We start from the raw sequence: 24,807 nt of genomic DNA, 5'->3' as shown, positions 1-24,807 counted from the left end.
AACTCGCTGGCGCTCAAACAACGCCAGCCCTGATCCGCCCAAAGCTGTGCTCCTCGGCGCACACAGATGGGGACCCCGGGGAGCGGGATCGGCCCGGCTGCGCCGGGCATCGCGCCTAGGGCGCGAGCTGGGGGTGGCGATGGAAGCACTACTGCGCGTTGTTTCTTCACCCAGCCTTGTTTAGGTAACAAACAGATTTACTACGTCTGCGCTGTACTCAACGCGAGCATCACCGTCGAATTCGCCCCCAGCCTGCGCCGCCACGTCGACGTGCCTGTCCAGCAAGTCCTCGCCGGGCCGCCGCGACAGGTGCTGGAGGTGGTGTTGCCGGGGAAATTTTTGCTTTACAAGACGTATTGAGCTTCTTGGCGATGCCCGCAGCACTGGACTAGCTCTAGGGGAAACACCCCATTCCTGAAGGCGAAAAAGTACGCGCTTGCGGCGCGGCGGGATGCGGTGTTTTAGGGGTTGCGAACAGAATTTGCGGGCCGATGGAGTGCATCGGTTTTCGTTCACAACCAGGAGACATCCGATGAACCGCAAGATTTTGATCGCGTTGGGCTGCGGGCTTTTGCCCTTGGGCGCAGCCTTGGCCAACACTGAACTCGTGATTGCAACGGTGAATAACCGTCAGATGATCGAGATGCAGAAGCTGACCCCGGTGTTTGAAAAGGCCAACCCCGACATCCAGGTGAAGTGGGTCATTCTGGAGGAGTCGGTGCTGCGCCAGCGCATGACCACCGACATCGCCACCAACGGCGGCCAGTTCGACATCATGACCATCGGCATGTACGAGGCCCCGCAGTGGGGCAAGAAGGGCTGGCTGAAAGAATTCAAGCCCGATGCCAACTACGACATGGCCGACCTGCTGCCGGGCATCCGCGAAGGCATGTCGTATGACGGCAAGCTGTACTCGGCACCGTTCTACGGCGAAAGCTCGTTCACCATGTACCGCAGCGACCTGGCCCAGGCGGCGGGCGTTACGCTGCCTGAGCAGCCCACCTACCAGGACATTGCCAACTTTGCGGCCAAGGTGAACAACCCCGCCAAAGGCATTTACGGCATCTGCCTGCGCGGCAAGCCCAGTTGGGGCGAAAACATGGCCTACCTGACCACGCTGGTCAATGTGTCGGGCGGCCAGTGGTTCGACATGCAGTGGAAGCCGCAGCTCACCACCAAGCCCTGGCAGGACGCCATCAGCCTGTATGTGGATCTGCTGAAGAAGTACGGCCCACCCGGCGCACCGTCCAACGGCTTCAATGAAAACCTGAACCTGTTTGTGTCGGGCAAGTGTGGCATGTGGATCGATGCCACCAGCGCGGCGGGTTCGGTGTCTGATCCCAAATTCAGCAAGGTGGCGGATGTGGTGGCTTTTGCCCGCGCGCCGACGGCAGTGACCACCAAGGGCGCGGGCTACTCCTGGTCGTGGGGCCTGTCCATCCCCAGCAGTACCAAGAAGGAAGCCGCCGCCCAGAAGTTCATCAACTGGGCCACCTCCAAGGACTACGTGAAGCTGGTGGCCGACACCGATGGCTGGGTGGTGGTGCCCACCGGCAACCGCAAATCCACCTACGCCTACCCCGAGTTCCAGAAAGTGTCCAAGTTTGGCGCGATGGAGCTCAAGGCCATTGAATCGGTGAACGTGCACGACGCAACCCTGCCCAAGTCGCCGTACCAAGGCGTGCAGTTTGTGGGCATTCCTGAGTTCCAGTCGATTGGCACCTCGGTGGGCCAGGAGATCAGCGCGGCCCTGGCGGGCAAGAAGTCGGTGGCCGACGCACTCAAGGCGGGCCAGCTTGCTGCCGAACGCGAAATGAAGAAGGCTGGCTACTACAAGTAAGCCATCCACGCCCCGCGGGCCACCGCGGGGCAGCATCCCTATCTATCCGTTTATCCAGGATTTATCCATGTCCCAAGAATCTCCCATCGTTCCCACGTCTGTCCAACGCCTTGCAGGCCGGCATGCCTTGCTCACCGGCGTGGCCGGCGGCATCGGCCTGTCGGTGCTGGCGGCCTATCTGCGCGAAGGGGCAAGTTGCACCGCGGTGGACTTGCCGCCCACCCCGTCCGAAGGCCTGCTGCAACTGCTGCAGCGCTACCCGGCATCGCTGCACTATGTAGCTGCTGATGTGGCCCAGATGCACAGCATCGAGGCGATGCTGCAGTCGGCCACCGGCAGGTTTGGCCCGGTGCATGTGCTGTTCAACAACGCCGCCACCTTCACCATGGGGCCGCTGCTGGAGCAAGGCCCCGCCGACTACGACTTTGTCTTCAACGTCAACGTCAAGGGCATGTTCTTTGTGATGCAGGCGGTGCTCAAGCACATGGTGGCGCACGGCACGCCGGGGGCGGTGGTGAACATGGCCTCGCAGGCCGGTCGGCGCGGCGAGGCCCTGGTGGCGCACTACTGCGCCAGCAAGGCGGCCGTCATCAGCTACACCCAAAGCGCCGCGCTGGCCATGGCCGCGCATGGCATCCGCGTCAACGGCATTGCGCCGGGGGTGATCGACACGCCCATGTGGGGCAAGGTCGACGCGTTGTTTGCCCAGTACGAGGGGCTGGCGCTGGGCGAAAAGAAGCGCCAGGTCGGGCTGGCGGTGCCGTTGGGGCGCATGGGCGACCCATCGGACCTGGAGGGCGCTGCCGTCTTCTTTGCGGGCGATGAGTCGCGCTACATCACGGCGCAGACGCTCAACGTCGACGGCGGCAACTGGATGAGCTGAGGAGCCCGCCATGACCAAAATCATCACCATGGGCGAGATCCTGGTGGAAATCATGGCCCAGGACCGGGGCCAGTCGTTCCGCCAGCCGGGTGTGCTGCTGGGGCCGTACGCCAGCGGTGCACCGGCCATCTTCATCGACCAGGTCGGCAAGCTCGGGTGCCCGGCGGGCATGGTCGGGTGCGTGGGCGAAGACGACTTTGGCCACCTGAATGCGCAGCGGCTGCGTGCCGACGGCGTGGACGTGTCCGGCATCGCCTTCTTGCCCAATGCCACCACCGGCAGTGCCTTCGTCACCTACCGGCAGGACGGCAACCGCGACTTTGTGTTCAACATCGTTAACAGCGCGTCGGCCCGGCTGGGGGTAGAACACGTCACGCCGCAGGCTTTGGCCGGGTGCACGCACTTCCATGTGATGGGCTCGTCGCTGTTTTCCGAGTCCATCGTGGCAGCCATGAAAAAGGCCGTGGACCTGGTCAAGCGCCAGGGCGGCACGGTTTCGTTCGACCCCAACATTCGCAAGGAAATTCTGCGCTCCAGCGCCATGCGCGAGGCCCTGGCCTACTTTTTGGCCCGCACCGACATCTTTTTGCCCAGCGGCAATGAAGTGACTTTGCTGGTCAACGCCGACACCGAAGAAGCCGCCATCCCCGAGCTATTCGCCCTGGGGGTGCAAGAGCTGGTCATCAAGCGCGGGGCAGACGGTGCCAGCTTTGTAGACCGGCAGCAACGCATCGACGTGCCCGCCCTGGCCGTGGCCGAGGTAGACCCCACCGGCGCGGGCGACTGCTTTGGCGGTGCCTTCGTGGCCTGCCGCCAGCTGGGCATGCCCCCTGCGCAAGCCCTTGAATTTGCCAACGCCGCCGGTGCCCTGGCGGTGACCCGGCAAGGCCCCATGGAGGGCGCATCCACCTTTGAACAACTGCGGGCAGCCCTGGCCCGGCGCCTTTGAAAGAACCCCACCATGCGCAATACCCTGAAGAATCTGGCCGCACCGGACCGTGCGGGCCTCCCCCGTGGCATGTACTCGGTGTGCTCTGCCCACCCCCTGGTCATCGAAGCCGCCTTGCTGCAGGCCAAGGCCGATGGCACCGAGCTGTTGATCGAGGCGACCTGCAACCAGGTCAACCAGTTCGGCGGCTACACCGGCATGCAGCCGCTGGACTTTGTGCACTTCGTGCAGGCCATTGCCCGCCAGGTGGGTTTCCCCGAAGACGACCTGGTGTTTGGCGGCGACCACCTGGGCCCCAACCCCTGGCGGCACCAACCCGCAGCGCAGGCCATGGCCTTGGCCACAGACCTGCTGCGCGCCTACGCCGCCGCAGGCTTCCAAAAGCTGCACCTGGACGCAAGCATGCGCTGCGCCGACGACCCCGCCGTGCTGTCCGACAGCGTGGTGGCAGAGCGGGCTGCGGCCTTGTGCGAAGCCGCCGAAGCCGTGGCGCCCGGCGTGGCGGTGTATGTGATTGGCACCGAAGTCCCGGTGCCGGGCGGTGCCACCGAAGCGCTGGCCCAGATCGAACTGACCGCGCCCGCCGCCGCCCAGCACACCTTGCAGGTGCACGAAGCGGCCTTCCATGCGCTGCAACTGCAGGGCGCGTGGGAGCGGGTGATTGCCCTGGTGGTGCAGCCCGGCGTGGAGTTTGACCACACCCGGGTGATGGACTACCAGCCAGAGAAAGCGGTGGCGCTGTCAGCGTTCCAGAAGGCGCAGTCCAAGCTGGTGTTCGAAGCCCATTCCACCGACTACCAGCGGGCCGACTTACTGGCCAAACTGGTGGAAGATGGCTTTGCCATTCTCAAGGTAGGCCCCGGTTTGACCTTTGCGTTGCGCGAGGCGCTATACGCCCTGGAATTGGTGGAGCAGGAGCTGGTGCACGTAGCGGCCCGCTCCCACCTGCGTGCGGTGGTCGAGTCCGAAATGCTCCACCACCCGCAAGACTGGGTGCACTACTATGGCGGCGATGCGGTGCAGCAGGCCCGGCTGCGCGTCTTCAGCTACAGCGACCGCGTGCGCTACTACTGGGGGCGGCCCGACATCGTGGCGGCCACCGACCGGCTGCTGAAGAACCTGAGCGGCCTGCAGATACCCGAAAACCTGGTCAGCCAGCACCTGCCCGCCCAATACGCCGCCTACCGTCTCGGCAAGATTCCTCTGGCGGCCAGGGATCTGTTGCTGGACCGCATTCGCGATGCCATTCGCCCCTATGCTTTGGCCTGCAGAGCTTGATCCCTATCCGTCAGGAGCCCCTGGTGATCCACACCGCGTCCCCCCCATCTCCAACCACGGGCCTCACCAGCCGGTCAAAATCGGTGCGCCCGGCTCGGCGCATCTACGGCCCGGCGCTGGAGAACGAGGCCGAGCGCACGCTGTTCCAGGGCTTCGAGCCGGTGTCCAGCTGCGGGGTGGTGCGTTGTCTGTCGCACGGCTTTCCCACCATCCTCAACCGCTGGCACTACCACCCCGAGTACGAGCTGCACCTCATCGTGGCCACCCATGGCCGCGCCTACGTGGGCGACTACCTGGGCACTTACGAGCCGGGGCATCTGGTACTCACCGGCCCGGGCCTGCCGCACAACTGGCTGGTGGACGACCTGCCGCCGGGCGGCATCAATGACCACATCCACAAGGTGCTGCAGTTCCGCGACGAGCCGCTGCGCGAGGCCGCCAAGGTCTTTGATGCCATCGACGGCATTTTTCCCATGCTGGACCGCGCCCAATTCGGCATCGAGTTCTTTGGCATTTCTGCCCTGGCCGAGCAAAGGTTTGAAGAGATCCGCGGCTCCCAGGGGCTCAAGCGCCTGTCGAGCTTTCTGGCCTACCTGGCCGAGCTGGCGCAGGAGAAGGATTTCCGGCTGCTGTCTGCGTCCAGCGTGCAAGGCATGGCCGACACCTACACCCAAGAAGCCTCCGCGATCATCGAGTACGTGGCCCAAAACGCCTGCTTTGACATTTCGCTCAAGGACGTGGCCCGCACCTTCGGCCACAGCGAAAAATACTTCTCCAAACACTTCAAGCGCAGCACCGGCAATTCCTTCATCGACTTTGTGCTGCGCCTGCGGATCAACAAAGCCTGCCAGCTGCTGGCCGACACCTCGATGTACGTGGCCAATGTGTGCCACGAAGTGGGCTTCAACAACGTCGCCAACTTCAACCGCCACTTCCACAAAATCAAGGGCATGACCCCTACCGATTTCAGGAAACAGTCCGACGACCGGTTTGGTCGTAAGTTTTTGAAAAAAGAGGCCGGTTGAATGCGTTGCTTGGGTAGATTTTAGGCCTCTGGCGCTGATGAAATGGGCGTGAGTAGCTATCAAAATTGAACTAATCGAGTCGGATTGCCCCCGATTGACTCGGGCCGTACGTGCATCCAACAATGGCGGCCATGGTCACCGTCGAATTCGCCCCCAGCCTGCGTCGCCACATCGACGTCCCCATCCAGCACGTCCCCGCCGGGCCGCTGCGGCAGGTGCTGGAGGCGGCTTTGTTGGCCGACCCGGCCCTGGCGCATTACGTGTTGGACGACCAGCGCGCGGTGCGCAAGCACGTGGCGGTGTTCGTCAACCAGGCCCTGGTGCATGACCGCGTGCGGCTGGACCGGGCGGTGGTGGCGGGCGACAAGGTGCTGGTGGTGCAGGCTTTGTCGGGCGGCTAAATCCTCACGGAGAATTCTTCATGCACACACTCCTCGTCGGCACCCGCAAGGGCCTGTTCACCGTGCAAGGGCAGGGTGCAGATTGGCGCATCACCTCCCACCATTTCGCGGGCGAACCCGTCACCCAGGTGCTGGCCGACCCGCGCGACGGAAGCTGGCTGGCGGCACTGCGTATGGGGCATTTCGGGGTGAAGCTGCGCAAGAGCAGCGACCAGGGGGCGAACTGGGCCGAGATCGCTTCTCCGGCATTTCCGCCCAAACCCACGAGCGACGTGAAGGGCCCGGATGCCGACGACCCCACCCCCTGGAGCGTGGACATGGTGTGGAGCCTCACCGCCGGGGCGGCCAGCCAGCCCGGCACGCTGTGGGCGGGCTGCCTGCCTGCGGGTCTGTTCCGCTCGGATGACGGCGGCCAGAGCTGGGCGCTGAACACCGCGCTGTGGAACCTGCCAACGCGCAAGGAATGGGGCGGCGGCGGTTACGACCATGCGGGCATCCATTCCATCCTGGTCGATCCGCGCGATGCCCAGCACATCTCGGTCGCTGTATCCACTGGCGGCCTCTGGCAAAGCTATGACGGGGGCGAGACCTGGAACATCACCACGCGCGGCATGCTGGCTCTCTACATGCCCGAGGGCCTGCAGGAAGACGGCAACGCGCAAGACCTGCACTGCCTGGTGCAGTGCGCCACCCAACCGGATGTGCAGTGGGTGCAGCACCACTGCGGCATGTACCGCAGCACCGACGGCGGCCAGCAGTGGCACAGCATCCAAGCCCCCGCACCCAGCGACTTCGGCTTTCCCGTGGCCTGCGACCCGCACAACCCGCTGCGCGCCTGGTTCGTGCCCGCGCACAGCGACGGCTGCCGCATCCCGGTGGGCGGCCAGATGCTGGTCAACCGCACTGACGACGGCGGCCAAAGTTTCCAAAGCTTCGGCCAGGGCCTGCCCAGCGCCTACGCCTACCACCTGGTCTACCGCCACGGCCTGGACATCAGCCCCGACGGCCAAACCCTGGCCATGGCCTCCACCACCGGTGGGCTGTGGGTTAGCAGCGATGCGGGGGAGCGCTGGCATTGCGTGTCGAACGATCTGCCCCCCGTGGCCGTAGTGCGGTTTGCGTAAGTGTCACCAGGCCTTCATCGCCCGTTAAGAAAAGCGCCGAACAATCGCTATTTTGCACAGGTAAACACGATGAACCCCGCCACCAAGCCCCACTACGACGTACTCAGCCGCGCCTTCCACTGGCTTACCGCCATCGCCGTCACCATCGCCTTCATCCTCGGCCCCGGCGGCTTTGGCCGGATGGTGCGCCAGGGCGTGGACCCCGCCACCCGGCTCGACATCGTCTGGCACGAATCGCTAGGCATTCTGGTCTTCAGCCTGACCGTGCTGCGCCTGCTGTGGATGGCTTTTCGCCCAGCGGCTCCCAAGGTGGCGATGCCAGCCTGGATGCACATCGCCTCCAGGCTGGCCCATCTGGCCCTGTGGGCGCTGCTGCTGGCCCTGCCCATGACCGCTCTATTGGCTCTGGCCAGCGAGGGCCATCCGCTCACCCTGCTGGGCGGCGTACGCTTTGACCAGATGCCCCTGATCGCCAATTCCGCCCTTGCGCCGCTGGCCGACTGGGGCGACGTGCATGAGCTTTTGGGCGACACCATCATGTGGCTCGCCGGGCTGCACGCTGTAGCCGCCATCTTCCACCACGTGGTGCTGAAAGACCGCGTGCTGAGCTCCATGCTGCCGCAGGTGGAGCGGCGCTGAGGGGTTTAGCGCTGTTTTGCTATAGATTTTGCAGTATTTTTGAGGGGTGAAATAGGCACCCTGTGCCCATCCCACCAGCACAAGCAGCTATAAAAAAGTGACTACTTTTTTATAGCTCACAACCCCACCCAAGCCCTCAACCCACCTCCTTCGCCCCCCGGCTCCAAGCCCCGTTCTGTTCCACGATCTGCTTGACCATGGCCATGAAGAGGGGGCGGTCGGCGGGGGGGAGGGGGGCGAGCATGCGCTCCTGGGCGCGCTGCATCGCGGGCATTACGGTGTCTAGCAGCTCCAGGCCCGCGGGCGTCACGCTGAGCAGGCGCACGCGTTTGTCGTCGGGCGAGACTTGGCGCGCTATCAGTTCGCGGGCCTCCAGGCGGTCTACCACCGCGCCGATGGTGGAGGTGTCCAGGCCGATCTTGCCCGCCAGGGTGCGCTGGTCCAGCCCGGCCTGCTGGGCCGCGGCGAACAGCAGGGCGAACTGCACCGGGGTGATGTTCTGGTCGCCCGCCTCGTCCATAAAGATACCCACCGCAATCTGCTGTAGCCGCCGGATGCTGTGGCCGGGCAGGTCGTCCAGGCCCGGGAGGGCGGGGGTGGGCAGGGATGCCGTCATAGGAGTGTCTCTAGGGTTTGTACTGATGATGTTTGAAAATTGTACCCTTACACTTATATTCAGTACACTGATGATAAGTGTACGTATTTAAATCCACAGAAAGAGACCCTATGGCTACATCCTCTGCGCCGCCGCCTACCGGCGCTGCTTATGCACAAACCCCGCCTGTCCCGTCGATTGCGCCCGAAATCCGCCAGCTCCGCACGGTGGCCTGGATCGTGGCGCTGGCCACGGTGGGCCTTGTTTTTGACGGCTATGACCTGGTGGTCTACGGCACGGTGGTGTCCACCTTTTTGCGCGATGCGTCGCACATCGGCGTGGTCACGCCCAGCATTGCCGGGGCGCTGGGCAGCTATGCGCTGGTGGGCGTGTTGGTGGGGGCGCTTCTGGCGGGCAGCGTGGGCGACACCATTGGCCGGCGCAAGGTGATGCTGTGCGCCTACGCCTGGTTTTCGATTGGCATGGGGCTGACGGCCATGACCACCAGCGCCACGATGTTTGGCCTGCTGCGCTTTGCCACCGGCCTGGGCGTGGGGGCGCTGGTAGCCACCACCGGCGCGCTGATTGCCGAGTACGCGCCCAAGGGCAAGAAGAACCTGTTCATCGCCATCGTCTACTCGGGCATTCCGCTGGGCAGCCTGCTGGCGGCGGGGCTGGCGATGCTGCTGCTGCCCATCATCGGCTGGCGCGGCATGTTCTGGATTGGCGCGCTGCCCGTGGTCACGCTGCTGCCGCTGGCGTACTTCAAGATGCCGGAGTCGGTAGCCTGGCTGGCCTCGCGTGGGCGGCTGGAGGAGGCCCGCGCCCTGTCGTTGCGCACCGGGGTGGATGTGCCTGCTGACGGGCCTGTGGTGCTGGCCCAGACTCCGGCCACGGAGAAGACCGGATTTGCCGGGCTGTTCAGCGCCCACTACCTGTTCCCCACGCTGGTGCTGGGCCTGATGAGCGCCACCGGCCTGCTGCTGGTGTATTCGCTCAACACCTGGCTGCCCGAGCTGATGCTGCGCGCCGGGTTCAACGCCAAGGGTTCGCTGTCGTTCCTGCTGGTGTTGAACGGCGGCGCGGTCATCGGCGCGCTGCTGGGCTCCAAGGTGGCCGACCGGTTTGGCCCCAAGCTGGTGGTGGCCGCCTGCTTTGCCATCGGCGCGGCGGCCATCGCGCTGCTCACGCTGGATCTGCCGCTGGCGGTGCGGCTGGCCGCCATCGCCGTCGTGGGCATGGGCACCAGCGGCACGCAAACCCTGATCTACGGCTTTGTTGCCAACTACTACCGCACCAATGTGCGCGGCGCCGGTGTGGCCTGGTGCGCGGGCTTTGGCCGCCTGGGCGGCGTGGGCGGGCCGCTGCTGGGTGGCTTCCTGATTGCGGGCGGCTTTGAACTCACCGCCATCTTCTACATCCTGGCGGCCCTGGCCATTTTTGGCTCGGTCTTGACGCTGGTGGTGCCCAAGTCACGCAGCCAGTCTGCACCCACCCATTCATAAATCAACCCACAGAAAGAGAGACTCAAAATGCAATTCCATCTGAACGGCTTCCAGCCCGGCAACCCCGAAGTCTTGAACGCATCGGCCCAGGCCATGCCCCATACTGACGCACTGCCCGCCGAGGTCGATGTGCTCATCGTCGGCTGCGGCCCCGCGGGGCTGACGCTGGCCGCCCAACTCGCCACGTTTCCCCACATCCGCACCTGCATCGTGGACCAGAAAGACGGCCCGCTGCAGCTGGGCCAGGCCGACGGCATTGCCTGCCGCACCATGGAGATGTTCCAGGCCTTCAACTTCGCCGACCGCGTGCTCAAGGAAGCCTGCTGGATCAACGAAGTCACCTTCTGGAAACCCGACGACCAGCCCCAGGGCGGCATCGTGCGCCATGGCCGGGTGCAAGACACCGAAGACGGCCTGTCCGAGTTTCCGCACGTGGTGCTGAACCAGGCGCGGGTGCACGACTTCTACCTGGAGCACATGCGCAACGCGCCCACCCGGCTGGAGCCGCACTACGCCCGCAGCTTTGTGGGCTTGCAGGTAGACCGCAGCGCAGCCGACTATCCCGTCACCGTGCAGATGGAGCGCACCGATGCCGCCCACCGCGGCCAGGTCGAGACAGTGAGAGCCCGCTACGTGGTCGGCTGCGACGGCGCGCGCAGCGGCGTGCGCAAATCCATTGGCCGCAAGCTGGTGGGCGACTCGGCCAACCACGCCTGGGGCGTGATGGACGTGCTGGCCGTGACCGACTTCCCCGACATCCGCACCAAGGTGGCTGTGCAGTCCGCCCACGGCAACCTGCTGGTCATCCCGCGCGAGGGCGGCTACCTGGTGCGCCTGTACGTCGAGATGGACAAGCTGGGCGAAGACGAGCGCGTGGCCCAACGCGGCATCACCGTAGACCAGCTCATCGCCGCCGCGCAGCGCATCCTGCACCCCTACACGCTGGAGGTGAAAGAGGTGCCCTGGTGGTCGGTGTACGAAATCGGCCAGCGCATTTGCGACCAGTACGACGATGTTTCTGCAGACGACGGCAGCACCGCACAGCCCCACGTGTTCATCGCCGGAGACGCCTGCCACACCCACAGCCCCAAGGCCGGGCAGGGCATGAACTTCTCGATGCAAGACACCTTCAACCTCGGTTGGAAGCTGGCATCGGTGTTGTCTGGCCAGTGCGGCCCCGAGCTGCTGCGCACCTACTCGCAAGAGCGCCAGGTGGTGGCCCAGGAGCTGATCGACTTCGACCGCGAGTGGGCCCAGATGTTCAGCGACCGCCCGCAGCAGGATGCAAGCGGCACCTCGCAAGGCGTGGACCCTAAAGAGTTCCAGAAGTACTTCGAGCAGCACGGCCGCTTTACCGCCGGCATGGGCACGCACTACCGCCCATCCACCATTTGCGGCCAGGCCACGCACCAGCACCTGGCCACCGGCTTCGTGGTCGGCACCCGCTTCCATTCCGCCCCCGTGCTGCGCGCCTTCGATGCCAAGCCCCTGCACCTCGGCCACGTAGCCCAGGCCGACGGCCGCTGGCGCCTGTACGCCTTCGCCGGGGCCGACGACAGCGCGGCAGACGCAGACACCGGCCTGGGCGCGCTGTGCCGCTTCCTCGACACTTCGCCGGATTCGCCGGTGCGCCAGTTCACCCCCGCAGGCCAGGATCTGGACGCTGTGTTCGACCTGCGTGCCATCTTCCCGCAAGACCATCGCACCCTGGACCTCGAAGCCTTGCCCCCCATCCTGCTGCCACGCAAGGGCCGCTACCAGTTGAAGGACTACGAGAAGGTCTTCTGCGCCGATACAAAAAGCGGGCAGGACATCTTTGCTTTGCGCGGCATAGACAGGTCGCAAGGTGCCCTGGTGGTCGTCCGCCCCGACCAGTACGTGGCCCAGGTGCTGCCGCTGGGTGCGCACCGGGAGTTGGCGGAGTTTTTTGCCGGGTTTATGCGGGTGGGGTCGGGGGTTTTGGCGTAGGGGCTTCGGGGGGTGCCTGGCGCGGTGCTTGGCTGAAATAATCGCTGGGCTGTGCTAGGTAACCCGGTGGCGGGCTGCTATGGATTTATGGGAGTTTTTAAAAGGTCAAATGGGCCGCCTGTGCTTATTCCTTGAGCGTGAGTAGCTATAAAAAAGTGACTTTTTTATAGAGATAGAAGTGAGAGGATTAGGCAGTGGATTTCTGGGTGATGGATGGCGCCGTCAGCACGCTGACGCTTCCGTCAAGGACGCGGTGGAATCAATTGTGGATGGTGACTAAACTGCTGTAGATGGCAATAGCGGCCAGTCGGGCGGTTTATAAGAATGCGGACGAACTCTAGCCAAAAGGGAGTAAATGGAAGAACAAGAACTAGCAAGCTACGCACGACTTGGTCGATTTCTTGATGGATGCGCCGCGCTCGACCGGGACGTAGAGTTGTTGCTTGATTCCGGCTGGAATACGTCGTCAAACCGAAATGTCATCACCATGGGGTTTTGCCGTGCGGCGCTCGAACACGCAATCAGCCAGCGTGTACTAATGGGGGCGGGACACCACGGGACGGCCCTGGCATTGGTGCGACTTCATTTTGAGACGACTGTCCGTGCTGCCTGGGTTCAGATTGGAGCAAAAGAAGACTGGCTGGACAAGTTCACTGAACCTGTGCCAGACGGGAGCTTGAAGGAGCCCAGCTTGGGACCCCCCATACCTTCCATGTTGGATGCGATTGAACCTATTGCTCCTGACATGGCTATCGAAGGCCGAAGGCTCTACGAGACCGTGAAGGTAATGCACTCATTTGTTCATGGTGGTGCCCACCTTGTCGTCCATGCGCTTCGAGGCTACCCACCTGACAAACTGATCGACGTACTGCGAAACCGGAACCTTCTGTGTCTCATGCTGTGCAATGTCATCGTTGTGGCCTCTGGCAAGAAGGAGCTCTACGGCGCTGTCGGGCGTTTGTCGCGCGTGCACGCAGCTGTTATGCCGCCCCCTTTGGGGTGAGGGAATGAGCCGGGTATGTATGAGTTCAGGTCGCCTGACCTCAATCGGTCGAGCTCTCATCATCTCCCGGCGGTCTCAATTGCCACCGCTGCTTCTCCCAATTTTCACAGCTTCGCCGCTGCCTCCACCTCCGAATACACCAACACACTCTCCGGCAACCGCGCCCCCTGCACCTCGATGGCCGCCACGGCGGTGTTCAACTCGGCGCGTTCTGCGAGCGTGAAGCGGATGGCATCTGCACCCAGGTTCTCCAGCAAGTGTGCCATTTGCGTGGTGCCGGGGATGGGCACGATCCAGGGTTTTTGGTCCATCAGCCAGGCCAGGGCGATCTGGGCGGGGGTGGCATTTTTCTGGGCGGCCCAGCGCTTCAAGAGGGCCACTAGCGCCAGGTTGTGCGGCAGGTTTTCCGGGGCGAAGCGGGATTCGATTTTGCGGATGTCGCCGTCGGCAAAGCGGGTGCGGGCATCGATGGCGCCGGTCAAAAAGCCCACGCCCAGCGGGCTCCAGGGCACGAAGCCGATGCCCAGCTCTTCGCACGCGGCCAGCACCCATTTTTCGGGTCCGCGCCAGAGCATGGAGTATTCGTTTTGCACCGCCGCCAGCGGCAGGGCGGCGTGGGCGCGGCGCAGGGTTTGCGGGCCCATTTCGCACAGGCCCCAGTGCAGCACCTTGCCCTGCGCCATCAGGTCTTTGACGACACCCGCCACGTCTTCGATGGGCACCTGCGGGTCTACGCGGTGCTGGTAGAGCAGGTCGATGCGGTCGGTGCGCAGGCGCTGCAGCATGCCCTCTACCGCCAGCTTGATGTGCTCGGGGCGGCTGACCAGCCCCGGGCGGCGCTCGCCGGTTTGCAGGTCGATGTTCCAGCCAAACTTGGAGGTGATGGCCACCTGGTTGCGGAACGGGGCCACGCCTTCGCCGAGGATGCGCTCCACCTCGTGCGGACCGTAGGCTTCGGCGGCATCGAAGAAGGTGATGCCGCTATCGTAGGCGCGGCGGATGATGTCGATCATTTGCGGGCGGCTGGGCACGGTGGTCTGGTAGGTGCGGGCCATGTTTTGCACACCCAGGCCGAGGCTGGAGACTTCCAGCTTGCCGAGCTTGCGTCGCCCCATCGTCGTGGGGCCAGCGCTGGCCGTCTGCGCCATGGCAGCGGTGCCGAGGCCACCCACCAGCGGTGCGACGGCCAGGGTGGTGGCGGACCGGAGGAAGCCGCGCCGGGCGGATGGAGCGTGTGTTGTCATAGGTGCTTTCTTAGGTATTGAGTTGCCGCTGGCTCATCCACTTCACCATGGCCGGGTCGCGGTGGGAGAAGAAGCTGCTGGTGCCGGTGTCAAGCGTGGCGATGGCGGCCATGTCGGCATCGCTGAGCGCGAAGTCGAAGATGTCCAGGTTTTCCACCATGCGCTCCTTGCGCACCGACTTGGCCAGGGCATTGATGCCGCGCTGCACCAGCCAGCGCAGAACCACCTGGCCCACGGTCTTGCCGTAAGTGTGGCCGATGGCGGTGAGCACTTCGTTCTGAAACAGGTTGTTGCGCCCTTCGGCGAACGGGGCCCAGGCCTGGGCCTGCACGCCGTTTTCGCGCATGAAGCTGGCGCTCTCTTCCTGCTGGTGGAAGGGGTTGACCTCGATCTGGTTGACCGCCGGGGTGATCTGGTTGAAGCCCATGATGTCCATCAACCGGTCGGGCTGGAAGTTGCTTAGGCCGATGGCCTTGAGCTTGCCCGCACGGTACGCCTCTTCCATGGCCCGCCAGGAGCCGTGCACATCCGAGTAGGGCTGGTGGATGAGGTACAGGTCCAGGTAGTCCAGCTGCAGACGGCGCAGCGACTTGTCGATGGCGGCCTTGGTGCGCTCGTAGCCCGCGTCTTGCACCCACAGCTTGCTGGTCACAAACAGCGCTTCGCGGGCCACGCCGCTCTGGCGCAGGCCCAGGCCCACTGCCTCTTCGTTCAGGTACGAGGCGGCGGTGTCGATGAGGCGGTAGCCCGCGGCGATGGCATCGGCCACGCTGCGGGTGCATTCGGCGGCATCGGCAATCTGGAAAACGCCGAAGCCCAGGATGGGCATCTGCAGGCCGTTATTGAGGGTGACGTGTTGCATGCGGGGTTCCTTTACGAATGGGGTGGGGGCTAGCCGCCCAGCCAGGCGTTGACGCGGTCCATGGTTTGCCGTTCCTGGTCGGCCTGCATAACAAACGCCCGCCGCAGCTGCGCTTTGGGGGCGTGTTGGGCCATCACGCGCTCGCTGCTGCCCAGGCCGTAACCGCCATGGGTGATGAAAGGGACGAGCGTTTTGCCCGCCAGGTCGTGCGCCGACAAAAAGCTGCGGACGATGGGCGGTGCGGTTTCGCCCCAAATCGGCAGGCCCAGGTAAACCGTGGCGTAGCGGGCCATGCCGGGCACCGTGGACTTGAGCGCGGGCGCGAAACCGGTGTCGCGCTCTTGCTTGGCCTGGGCGACGGTGGCCAGGTACTCGTCGGGGTAGGGCGTGGCGGGCAGGATCTCGAACAGGTCGGCACCGGTAGCGCGCTGGAGGAGCCCGGCCACCACCCGGGTGTTGCCCGAGCGCGAGAAATAGGCCACCAGCACCGGCCCGTCTGGCCGGGCTGGCCGTGCGGTGGCGGCACCGGTGAGCGACAGGCCGGTGAGCACGGTTATCAGGTCGCGACGGGTGGGTTCGGGTGGCATGGCGGCTCTTGGAGGGATGGGCTCAGGGCTTGGCAAACACTTCGCGCGCCACCCCGGCCGCGGTGATCGCGCTGGGCCAGCCCGCGTAAAACGCCAGGTGGGTCAGCGTCTCGACCAGTTCGTCCTGGGTCATGCCATTGGTGCGGGCCAGGGCCATGTGCGAACGCAATTGCTCGGGTCGGTTCATGGCGATCAAGGCGCTCACTGTCGCCAGGCTGCGGTCCCGCCGCGACAGGCCGGGGCGCGCCCATACGTCGGCAAACAGCACCTGGTCGGTCAGCTCTGCGAGCTTGGGGGCTACGTCGCCGAACAGGGCCTGCGCGCGCGAGGGGGCCGGGGTGGTTGGCACGTTGGCAGACGGCGGCGGCAAGCCATATTGGGCATCGCTCACCTGTTCCAGCCAGTCCACCGCCTTGCCGTCCTGCGCCTCGGTGATGGCGATGTGGGCCATGGCGGCGGCGGGCGCGGCACCGTGCCAGTGTTTGACGTTGGGGGGAATGTGCACCACATCGCCGACCTGGATGGCTTCGATGGCACCGCCCCACATCTGCACCCGGCCGGTGCCAGCGGTCACCACCAGGGTCTGCCCCAGCGGATGGGTATGCCAGGCGGTGCGTGCGCCGGGCGTAAACGACACCGTGCCAGCCGAAGCGCGTGCGGCACCGGTGGGCGTGTGCAGCATCTCCACGCGCACCGCGCCGGTGAAGTTCTGCGTGGGTGCCGCGTTGACGGGGCGGCTGCCCGCACGGGAAATCTGCAGCTTGTCATCGGCCAAGGCAGACAGCGGCAGCATGGAAACGGCGAGGGTGGCGGTGGCTAGGAGGTTCATGGCCACAGTTTATGATCGCATTGGCATATGAATAGCCGTCTATACCTTGTTTGATTGGCAAGCTACGACGGATAATTTCGGGGGCAAAACCATGCGCATCAATGAACTGCGGTCGATTTCCATCTTCGTGCGCACCGCGGAGCTGGGCAGCCTGCGCAAGGCCGCCGCCGCCCTGGGTTTCAGCCCGCAGGCCGCCAGCCAGGCGCTGGCCCAGCTGGAGCAGCACCTGGACGTGCGCCTGTTCCACCGCACCACCCGGGTGATGGCACTCACCGACGAAGGGCGGCAGTTTCTGGAAGAAGCCCAGCCCTCGCTGCTGGGCCTGCAGCGGGCCCTGCAGATCACCCGCCGCGCCAAGGAGGAGATTGCCGGGCCGCTGCGCATCGTCGGCCCACGCTCGGCCTTTCAGCCCGTGATGTGGCGGTTGCTGGACGCGTTTTGCCAGCAGTACCCGCAGATCGTGCCCGACGTGCAGCTGGAGGACCGGGTGGGCAACTGGGTGGAGGACCGGGTCGATGTGGGGTTTCGCCTGGGCACCTCGCCGCACGAGGGCGTGATTGCGCGGCGGCTGTTTGCGGTGCAGATGCTGGTCTGCGCCTCGCCCGCGTACATCGCCCAGCATGGTGCGCCGGACAGCCTGGCCGCTTTGCAGGCGCACCGCTGCAGCGCGTTTCGCAATGCAGGCACGGGCGCGGTCGTGCCCTGGCGGGTACGGGTGAACGGCGATGTGGTGGACCACCCCGTGACCCCGGCCCTGTGCACCAACGACGAAATCCTGGAGCTGCATGCGGTGCTGGCGGGCCAGGTGATAGGGCAGTTGGCCGGTGTGACGGCGGCACCCTACATCCGCTCGGGGCAACTAGTGCCGCTGTTGCTCGACACCTTGTCCGACCGGGCCAGCTACTTCGTGTACTTCGGCAGCCGCCATTCGCTGCCCGCACGGGCCCGGGCGCTGATCGACCTGGCCGCCCAGACGCTGAACGATACCTGCGAGTTCGTGCTCAGCCCTAAGGAGCTCAAGCTGGCGCGGGCCCGGTTCAAGCTCTGAGTGCTATGGATTTATCGGGTTTTTTACAGCATCCAACAGGCAGCCCGTGCTTATCCCATCAGCGCAGGCAGCTACCAAAATGTGGCTATTTTTCGCCATCAGTGGAGCATCGGAAACTCGGGCAAATCCGGCCCCTGCTGCGTACGCCGCACCACGCCTGCGGGGTCGAAGTACACCCAGAACCACATGTCGTCCATTTCGCGCCAGCGGTAAGACCAGATATCGCCCTTCCAGGCCATCACACCATCGATCTTGGCGGGCGGGCCGAAGGCCCAGAGGATGTCGGCGGCGGTGGTGGTGCCCGACACGTCGATCTGGGAGAAGTGGCGCAGGTTCATCACCTCTTGCGCCTGCACCACGCGGCCATTCGCGTCCAGGTCCACCATCACCACCGACTGGCCCATGGGCTGGCGCGAGTACTGCAGCCGGTGCACCCCACCGCGCTGCAGCTCGGCGGTGGGGCGGCCCCAGGACGACAGCACCTCGTCGCGGGTCATGCCGGGGGTGATGGCGCAGCCCCCCAGGGCGAGCAGCAGGGCGGACAAAAGGGCGAGGGCAAAGAGGCGCATGGCAGGTTTCCTTGGAATGCCTGCAGTATGGGCGAGGCGCTGGGCCGGTGCACGCCCGAATCGTGAACCACGATAGCCCGTAGGCATATTGCCCAAATGCGGTAAGGTGCGGCATGAACACACCTTCACACCCCTTCCACGACCTGTTCGCCCAGCTGGGTTTGCCCTCGGACGCGCCGGCCATTGCCCATTTTCTGGCCATGAACGCGCCGCTGCCGGGCAATGTGCTGCTGCAGGACGCGCCGTTCTGGTCGCCCGCCCAGGCCACGTTTTTGCGTGAGGCCTTGCAGCTGGATTCTGACTGGGCCGAACCGGTCGACCAGCTGAGCCAGGCTTTGCGGGCCCCCAAAGCCTGAAACATCTCTCGCCATCGCGATGAAGAGGTCAATCGGCCTCTAGTGCTTATTCCATAAGCGCTGATAGCTATTAATAATAGAGCAAATGGCCCGCACTGGGCTCTGGGGCACACCCGCGTGCCCCCATAGGCCTACGTGGCAAGCCTCTCATACGTTATCGCATAACTAAATTACGTTTCTCTTGCGCTATGGGGCCAAACCCATTGACTGTCTTTCAAGTAATTGCCCATAATTGCTGCGCCGTAGATGTATGACAACTGACGTTATATAACGTCAAGCGCCTGCGGCCCGACGAGCTCGGACACTCCAACTTCAAAGGCACCTCCATGCAGCGCAGACATTTCGGCATCTCGGCCATTTCGGCTATCTCGGTGGGCTCCCCCCTTTTACTGGCCGCGTGCGGCGATGGCGGCAGCGAGGTAGTTGCCGCGCCTACGCCGCAGGCCACCGCCTCGGCGGCCCTGAAGCGCGCCGCCACTTATATGGACGAGGTCGTCTCCTTCCGGGGCGGCTATGTGTGGTCGTACTCGCCCGACCTGACCCAGACTTTTGGCGAAATGGAAGCCAAGCGCACCATGCTCTGGCTGCAGCCACCGGGCACTTCGTCCATCGGCCACACCTACCTGGATGCCTACCACGCCACCGGCGACGAGCGCTTCTACCAGGCGGCCGACCGCACCGCCAAGGCGGTAGCCGCGGCCCAGCACAGCTCGGGCGGCTGGAACTACATCTATGACTTCGCGGGCGAGGATTCGCTCAAGCACTGGTATGACACCGTGGGCATGAACGGCTGGCGGCTGGAGGAGTTCCAGCACTACTACGGCAACGCCACCTTCGACGATGCCACCACCGCCGTGGCCGCGCAGTTGATGCTGCGCATGTACCTGGAGAAAAAGGACGCGGTCTACAAGACGGCCACCGAAAAAGCCATCCAGTTCATCACCGATGCCCAGTTTGGCCCGCAGTTCGGCATTGCCGACGGCGGCTGGCCGCAGCGCTTCCCGCACAACCCGAATGCGGTGACGGCCATGCCGCTGCCCAATTCGGCGCAGCTCCCGGCAGGCGCGCGCGCGGGCATGGAAGACAGCGACTACACCTTGCACGTCACCTTCAACGATGACGTGATGGGCGAGAACATCAAGTTCCTGACCATGTGCGTGATGACCCTGGGCCGCAGCGATCTGGTGGCCAACATCACCCGCGCCATGGACTGCATGCAGCGCATGCAATGGACATCGGGCACGCTGGCCGCGCAGTCGGGCTGGAGCCTGCAGCATTTGTCGCGCCCCACCAATGGCCGCCCGGCAGGCGCACCCGCCGGTGCCCGCTCGTACGAGCCGCGCTCGCTGGCCACGCACACCACGCAGACCAATATCCAACAACTGTTTGGCTACTTCACGCTGACGGGCGACAAAAAGTACCTGTCGCAGCTGCAAAAGGCCATCGACTGGCTGAAGTCGGCCTCGATCCAGCTGCCTGCCAACGTGGCCACGCTGAACCCGCTGCTGAGTGGCCGCAATGTGGCGACCTTCATCGAGCTGGACACCAACGAGCCGCTGTACATCCACCGCTACGGCTCCAACATCCACAACGGCGCGTACTTTTTCGACAAGGACATCACCAACACCATCAGCCACTACTCGTCGGGCCGCTCGGTCAACACCGCCGCGCTGCAAAAGCGCCTGGACGAGCTCAACGCCATGACCCAGGCGCAGATCGATGCCATGGTGGCCAAGTCGCCGCTCAAGGCCACCACCGCCCGCAGCCTGCCCAAGTACTTCACCGCCACCGGTGCAGAGGTGGACTTCCCCGACCTGTTCGAGGGCGCAGTGAAGGCCACGCCCGTGGTGCCGCAAACCGAGGTGGACACCATCATCGCCGCGCTGGTCGACGGCAAATACTGGACCGCGCCGGTGCCCGAGATCGTCAACCCGTACCGCGGCAACGGCCCGGCCAGCGCCTACACCGGCACCGCCTACCGCAGCCGCCATGTGGGCGACATCTACGACACCTCGCCGTACCCCGCCGACGTGCCGCCCGACATCGCCCCCTACGTGAAGCGCGACAAGCCGCAGTTCATCATCACCTCGAACTTCATCGCCCGCATGGGGCGGCTGATCTCGTTTGTGGGGCCGGTGGCCTGATTTTTATAAGAAATAAGCCTCTGGCGCTTATTCCATCGGCGTAAGCAGCTACAAAAAGCGCAGCGTCAGGCCGTTCACCGTGTCGGCCTGCGCAGCGTCCACAGCGCCAGCGCCATCAGCACCACGCCCGCCACCTGCACGGTGCTGAGCGTGCGGCCATAGACCAGCCGGTCCACCACGATGGCGGTGAGCGGGTAGACGTATTGCAGCACCGCAATCTGGCCCGTGGCCAGCCGGGCCATGCCGGTAAACAGAACCGCGTAGGCCAGGCCGGTGTGGAACACGCCCAGGCCCGCCAGCCAGGCCCACGCGGTGGGCTGGGCGGGCCAGCCGTAGACAAACGGCACCCAGGCCAGCACCACCACACCCAGCGCGCACTGCCACCAGGCCAGGGCGAAGGGGGTCACGCGGCGCTCGGTCTTGGCGATCAGCGTCACCCCGGCGTAGCTGAGCGACCCGCCCAGGCACATCAGCAGGCCCAGACCATAGCCGTCGCCCAGGGCCAGGGTGCTGCCCTCCAGCAGGCCGGTGCTCAGCGCCAGCCCGCCCAGCGCCACCAGCGTGGCCGCCCACTGGCGCGGGGCCACGCGCTCCTTGAGCCAGCACGCCCCGCACAGCATGACCCAGAGCGGCTGGATGTGGAATACCACCGTGGCCACGGCGATGGAGGTGCGCTCGATGGCCGCAAAAAACAGCGCCCAGTTCAACAGCATCAAGCCGCCCGCCAGGCCCACCACCCCCAGGCTGCGGCCCCGCAGGCGCAGCTCGCCCAAGCGCCCGGTGGCCACCCCCCACAGCCCCAGGGCCAGCGCGCCAAACATGCAGCGAAACCACACCGTGGCCAGCGGGTGCTGCCCGGCTTCTTCGACAAACACGCCGATGGTGCCCAGCAGCACGCCCCCGGCGATGAGCAGCAGCTTGCCCTGCTTTTCACGTTGGGCCGGGGTGGAAAGCAAGGATGAGGGTGAGGAGGGCAGGGTGGTGGTGTGCATGCCGCCATGGTGCGCGGCGGTCCAGGAAGAGTAAAGCGCATAGTTCTAAAGGTTAGTATGCGTTAAACGAATGGTGGAGTTCTTATGCCGTACCCCGACTTTCAAATCGACTGGCTGCGCGCCTTTGTGGCGGTGGTGGATGCCGGGTCGCTCTCGGCGGCCGCCCCGCTGGTGCACCGCTCGCAGTCTGCCGTCAGCATGCAGATCCAGAAGCTGGAGGCCGCCCTGGGCCGCGCCGTGCTGCTGCGCGGGCCCCGGCACATGGCGCTTACGCCTGCGGGCACCGAGCTGCTGGGTTTTGCCCGCCGCATGCTGGCGCTGCAGACTGAGACGCACACCGCGCTGCTGGGGCCGCAACTGGCTGGGCGGGTGCGGCTGGGCGTGCCCGATGACTACGCCGCCACCTACCTTACGCCCGTGCTGCGCAGTTTCGCCAGCCGTTACCTGGGGGTGGACATCGAGCTGACCTGCGAGCAATCGACCGCGCTGATCCCTCGCGTGCTGCGCGGCGAGCTGGACCTGGCCCTGGTCTCGCGCGACAAACCCCAGCGTGGGCAATTCGTGTTCCAGGAGCCGCTGGTGTGGGTGGGGGCTGCCGCTTTTGAGGCCTGGCGGCGCGACCCTTTGCCGATAGCGGTGTACGAGGCGGGCAGCATGGCCCGCACCGCCACGCTCTCGGCCCTGGCCGCCAAGGGCCGGGCCTACCGCATCGTCTACCACAGCTCCAGCCTGGCGGGCCAGTTGGCTGCGGTGGACAGCGGGCTGGCCGTGGCCGTGCTCACGCGTTGCAGCGTGCCGCCAGGCCTGCAAATCCTGCAAAACCTGCCGCCCGAATACGCGCTGCCCGCCCTGGGCGTGATGGACGTGGCCGTGCTGCGCAGCAAGCTGTCGATGCAGTCGCCCGCCGTGGATGCGATGTACGCGCAGATGCTGGGCACGCTGGGGGCGGGTGTCACCCAGAATCTATAAGAAATCAGCCTCTAGCGCTTATTCCGTAAGCACGAGAAGCTACTTTTTATATAGCAATCTGTGGAGGGATGCTTGCCCGAACCCGGTACGTCGGTTGTCTGATAAGCCGCCAGCCCCGCACTGGGCGCGGCTATGATGCGCGCTGCTTTTCCCACACCCTCTTTTTTTGCCCCCCGTATGTCCACCGACCCCCAGCCCGAGTTAGAGGCCTCTGAAGCCGACCCCGCCACCAAAGTCCCCTTGAAGATCGAAGACTGGCTCACCGTGCTGGTGATGGGCGCGCTGGCGCTGATCACTTTTGCCAACGTGCTGGCGCGCTACTTCACCAGCGAATCTTTTGCCTGGACGGAAGAGATCTCGGTGTTCTTGATGATCGCGCTGACCCTGGTGGGCGCGTCGGCCGCCGTGGCGCGGGACCGGCATATCCGCATCGAGTACTTCTCGGACAGCGGCAGCATGGCCCGGCGCAAGGGCTTGTCGCGCTTTGGCGCGGTGATGGTGGCGATTTTGTTCACGCTGATTGGCACCTTGAGCATCCGCATGGTGTGGGACGACTTTCGGTTTGACGAGACCACGCCGGGCATTGGCGTACCGGCCTGGTGGTACTCGATGTGGCTGCCGATCTTGTCGTTAGGCATTGCGCTGCGGGCCGTGGGCCTGTTCATCCGCCGGGGGCGTGGCGAATGATCACCGCGCTGCTTTTCCTGACCTTCATCGTCATGATGCTGATGGGCGTGCCGATTGGCGTGGCCCTGGGCCTGGCGGGCGCTGCGGCGATTGCCATTGCCAACAGCAGCAGCCAGTGGTTTGGCCTGCTGGCCGTGCCGCAAAACTTCTACGCCGGGCTGGGCAAGTACCCGCTGCTGGCCATCCCCATGTTTGTGCTGGTGGGCTCGATATTTGACCGCTCGGGCGTGGCCGCACGGCTGGTGAACTTTGCGGTGGCGGTGGTGGGGCGCGGCCCCGGCATGCTGCCGCTGGTAGCCATTGCGGTGGCGATGTTTTTGGGCGGCATCTCCGGCTCTGGCCCGGCCTGCGCTGCCGCCGTGGGCGCGGTGATGATCAGCGCCATGAACAAGGCGGGCTACCCGCCTGCGTTTTCGGCCAGCGTGGTGGGCGCTGCGGCGGCTACCGACATTTTGATTCCGCCCTCGATTGCCTTCATCGTCTACTCCATCCTGGTGCCCGGCGCGTCCGTGCCCGCGCTGTTTGCAGCGGGCATGGTCCCCGGGGTGCTGGCCGGGCTGGCGCTGATCATTCCGGCCGTGTGGCTGTCGCGCAAACACAAGATGGGCGCGCTGGAGTCCAGCATGCCACGCCCCCCGTTCTGGGCCAGCCTGCGCGATGCCGTGTGGGGCCTGGCCGCGCCGGTGCTGATTCTGGGCGGCATGCGCGCGGGCTGGTTCACGCCCACCGAGGCGGCGGTGGTGGCGGTGTTCTACGGCCTGTTTGTCGGCATGTTCATCCACCGCACCATGACGGTCCGCGACCTGTTCCCCATCCTGCGCGAGGCGGGCGAGCTGTCTGCCGTGATCTTGATCGTGGTGTCGCTGGCGGGCATCTTTGCGTATTCGCTGTCCACCCTGGGGGTGATCGACCCCATCACCCACGCCATCGTCAACTCCGGCCTGGGCGAGTACGGCGTGCTGGCGCTGCTGATCGTGATGCTGGTCACCGTGGGTATGTTCCTCGACGGCGTATCGATCTTCTTGATCTTTGTGCCGCTGCTGCTGCCGATTGCCATGCACTACCAGTGGGATCTCGTGTGGTTTGGCGTGATCCTCACGCTCAAGGTGGCGCTGGGGCAGTTCACGCCGCCGCTGGCCGTCAACCTGATGGTGTCGTGCCGCATAGCCAAGGTGCGCATGGAAGAGACTGTGCCGTGGGTCGGCTGGATGCTGTTTTCGATGTTCTTGGTGATGGTGCTGGTGATTGCTTTCCCGCAACTCGCCCTGTGGCTGCCGCACCGTTTGGGTTATTGATTTTTAAAACTGGAG

Annotated in this window: 24 protein-coding genes; 17 read left to right on the top strand and 7 right to left on the bottom strand. The window is 64.9% G+C overall.

Translation table 11 applies throughout. The features are described 5' to 3' along the window. Positions 1–532: 532 nt before the first annotated feature. From AC097O_RS11565 to AC097O_RS11530, 8 genes are all read left to right on the top strand, one after another. Positions 533–1,840 (top strand): ABC transporter substrate-binding protein, encoded by a 1,308-nt coding sequence (locus AC097O_RS11565; protein ID WP_479592915.1) that lies wholly within the window; start codon positions 533–535, stop codon positions 1,838–1,840. A 67-nt stretch (positions 1,841–1,907) separates the two neighbouring features. Continuing rightward, the gene (locus tag AC097O_RS11560) at positions 1,908–2,723 is read left to right on the top strand and encodes an L-iditol 2-dehydrogenase (protein WP_479592914.1); all 816 of its coding nucleotides are present in this window, start codon (positions 1,908–1,910) and stop codon (positions 2,721–2,723) included. Positions 2,724–2,733: 10 nt separating this feature from the next. Continuing rightward, entirely contained in the window at positions 2,734–3,672 is a 939-nt protein-coding gene (locus AC097O_RS11555; RefSeq protein ID WP_479592913.1) for a tagatose kinase, read from the top strand. A gap of 12 nt (positions 3,673–3,684) precedes the next feature. Continuing rightward, a complete protein-coding gene (locus AC097O_RS11550; protein WP_479592912.1) occupies positions 3,685–4,950 on the top strand; it encodes a D-tagatose-bisphosphate aldolase, class II, non-catalytic subunit in 1,266 nt (421 codons plus the stop codon). Next, positions 4,947–5,975: an AraC family transcriptional regulator gene (locus AC097O_RS11545; RefSeq protein ID WP_479592911.1), complete on the top strand. Its 1,029-nt coding sequence runs from the start codon at positions 4,947–4,949 to the stop codon at positions 5,973–5,975. The genes AC097O_RS11550 and AC097O_RS11545 overlap by 4 nt, the downstream gene beginning before the upstream one ends. A gap of 131 nt (positions 5,976–6,106) precedes the next feature. After that, positions 6,107–6,376 (top strand): MoaD/ThiS family protein, encoded by a 270-nt coding sequence (locus AC097O_RS11540; protein WP_479592910.1) that lies wholly within the window; start codon positions 6,107–6,109, stop codon positions 6,374–6,376. Positions 6,377–6,396: 20 nt separating this feature from the next. Next, positions 6,397–7,500, top strand: coding sequence for a WD40/YVTN/BNR-like repeat-containing protein (locus tag AC097O_RS11535; RefSeq protein WP_479592909.1), 1,104 nt, complete (start codon positions 6,397–6,399; stop codon positions 7,498–7,500). Positions 7,501–7,569: 69 nt separating this feature from the next. Then, positions 7,570–8,139, top strand: a complete 570-nt coding sequence (locus AC097O_RS11530) for a cytochrome b (protein ID WP_479592908.1) — start codon at positions 7,570–7,572, stop codon at positions 8,137–8,139. Between the two features lie 136 nt (positions 8,140–8,275). Here the strand turns inward: AC097O_RS11530 and AC097O_RS11525 are convergent, their stop codons facing one another. Then, positions 8,276–8,755 (bottom strand): MarR family winged helix-turn-helix transcriptional regulator, encoded by a 480-nt coding sequence (locus AC097O_RS11525; protein ID WP_479592907.1) that lies wholly within the window; start codon positions 8,753–8,755, stop codon positions 8,276–8,278. A gap of 110 nt (positions 8,756–8,865) precedes the next feature. On the opposite strand from AC097O_RS11525, the gene AC097O_RS11520 reads away from it, so the two are divergent. The 3 genes from AC097O_RS11520 to AC097O_RS11510 all read left to right on the top strand — a co-directional run bounded on the left by AC097O_RS11520 (position 8,866) and on the right by AC097O_RS11510 (position 13,210). Continuing rightward, entirely contained in the window at positions 8,866–10,239 is a 1,374-nt protein-coding gene (locus tag AC097O_RS11520) for an MFS transporter (protein WP_479592906.1), read from the top strand. 27 nt (positions 10,240–10,266) lie between these two features. After that, the gene (locus AC097O_RS11515) at positions 10,267–12,207 is read left to right on the top strand and encodes an FAD-binding monooxygenase (RefSeq protein WP_479592905.1); all 1,941 of its coding nucleotides are present in this window, start codon (positions 10,267–10,269) and stop codon (positions 12,205–12,207) included. Between the two features lie 355 nt (positions 12,208–12,562). After that, positions 12,563–13,210 (top strand): DUF6988 family protein, encoded by a 648-nt coding sequence (locus AC097O_RS11510; RefSeq protein ID WP_479592904.1) that lies wholly within the window; start codon positions 12,563–12,565, stop codon positions 13,208–13,210. 104 nt (positions 13,211–13,314) lie between these two features. On the opposite strand, the gene AC097O_RS11505 is transcribed toward AC097O_RS11510, so the two are convergent. From AC097O_RS11505 to AC097O_RS11490, 4 genes are read right to left on the bottom strand one after another with little or no spacing between them, the layout of a single operon-like run. Beyond that, the gene (locus AC097O_RS11505; protein ID WP_479592903.1) at positions 13,315–14,454 is read right to left on the bottom strand and encodes an aldo/keto reductase; all 1,140 of its coding nucleotides are present in this window, start codon (positions 14,452–14,454) and stop codon (positions 13,315–13,317) included. Positions 14,455–14,464: 10 nt separating this feature from the next. After that, positions 14,465–15,316, bottom strand: a complete 852-nt coding sequence (locus tag AC097O_RS11500; protein ID WP_479592902.1) for an aldo/keto reductase — start codon at positions 15,314–15,316, stop codon at positions 14,465–14,467. A 29-nt stretch (positions 15,317–15,345) separates the two neighbouring features. Next, positions 15,346–15,903, bottom strand: coding sequence for a flavodoxin (locus tag AC097O_RS11495; protein WP_479592901.1), 558 nt, complete (start codon positions 15,901–15,903; stop codon positions 15,346–15,348). Positions 15,904–15,925: 22 nt separating this feature from the next. Further along, positions 15,926–16,732, bottom strand: coding sequence for a (R)-mandelonitrile lyase (locus AC097O_RS11490; protein ID WP_479592900.1), 807 nt, complete (start codon positions 16,730–16,732; stop codon positions 15,926–15,928). 91 nt (positions 16,733–16,823) lie between these two features. Between AC097O_RS11490 and AC097O_RS11485 the strand changes: the two genes are divergently transcribed. Then, positions 16,824–17,780, top strand: coding sequence for a LysR family transcriptional regulator (locus tag AC097O_RS11485; RefSeq protein WP_479592899.1), 957 nt, complete (start codon positions 16,824–16,826; stop codon positions 17,778–17,780). A gap of 98 nt (positions 17,781–17,878) precedes the next feature. Here the strand turns inward: AC097O_RS11485 and AC097O_RS11480 are convergent, their stop codons facing one another. Continuing rightward, positions 17,879–18,349: a hypothetical protein gene (locus tag AC097O_RS11480; RefSeq protein ID WP_479592898.1), complete on the bottom strand. Its 471-nt coding sequence runs from the start codon at positions 18,347–18,349 to the stop codon at positions 17,879–17,881. Between the two features lie 113 nt (positions 18,350–18,462). Here AC097O_RS11480 and AC097O_RS11475 point away from each other — a divergent pair, with 113 nt between their 5' ends. Then, positions 18,463–18,705, top strand: a complete 243-nt coding sequence (locus AC097O_RS11475; RefSeq protein WP_479592897.1) for a DUF2789 domain-containing protein — start codon at positions 18,463–18,465, stop codon at positions 18,703–18,705. A 326-nt stretch (positions 18,706–19,031) separates the two neighbouring features. Beyond that, positions 19,032–20,849 (top strand): pectate lyase, encoded by a 1,818-nt coding sequence (locus tag AC097O_RS11470; protein ID WP_479592896.1) that lies wholly within the window; start codon positions 19,032–19,034, stop codon positions 20,847–20,849. 74 nt (positions 20,850–20,923) lie between these two features. On the opposite strand, the gene AC097O_RS11465 is transcribed toward AC097O_RS11470, so the two are convergent. Continuing rightward, complete coding sequence (locus AC097O_RS11465; protein WP_479592895.1) at positions 20,924–21,841, bottom strand: DMT family transporter; 918 nt, start codon at positions 21,839–21,841, stop codon at positions 20,924–20,926. Between the two features lie 84 nt (positions 21,842–21,925). On the opposite strand from AC097O_RS11465, the gene AC097O_RS11460 reads away from it, so the two are divergent. From AC097O_RS11460 to AC097O_RS11450, 3 genes are all read left to right on the top strand, one after another. Further along, positions 21,926–22,810, top strand: coding sequence for a LysR family transcriptional regulator (locus AC097O_RS11460; protein WP_479592894.1), 885 nt, complete (start codon positions 21,926–21,928; stop codon positions 22,808–22,810). A 177-nt stretch (positions 22,811–22,987) separates the two neighbouring features. Then, on the top strand, positions 22,988–23,497 hold the full coding sequence (locus tag AC097O_RS11455; RefSeq protein WP_479592893.1) for a TRAP transporter small permease: 510 nt from the start codon (positions 22,988–22,990) through the stop codon (positions 23,495–23,497). After that, positions 23,494–24,792 (top strand): TRAP transporter large permease, encoded by a 1,299-nt coding sequence (locus tag AC097O_RS11450; RefSeq protein WP_479592892.1) that lies wholly within the window; start codon positions 23,494–23,496, stop codon positions 24,790–24,792. The genes AC097O_RS11455 and AC097O_RS11450 overlap by 4 nt, the downstream gene beginning before the upstream one ends. Positions 24,793–24,807: the final 15 nt, after the last annotated feature.

The sequence above is a fragment of the Rhodoferax sp. LS1P39 genome (assembly GCF_056521425.1).
Note: the sequence above shows the minus strand (reverse complement) of the source record. Positions and strands in the feature narration are given on the sequence as shown.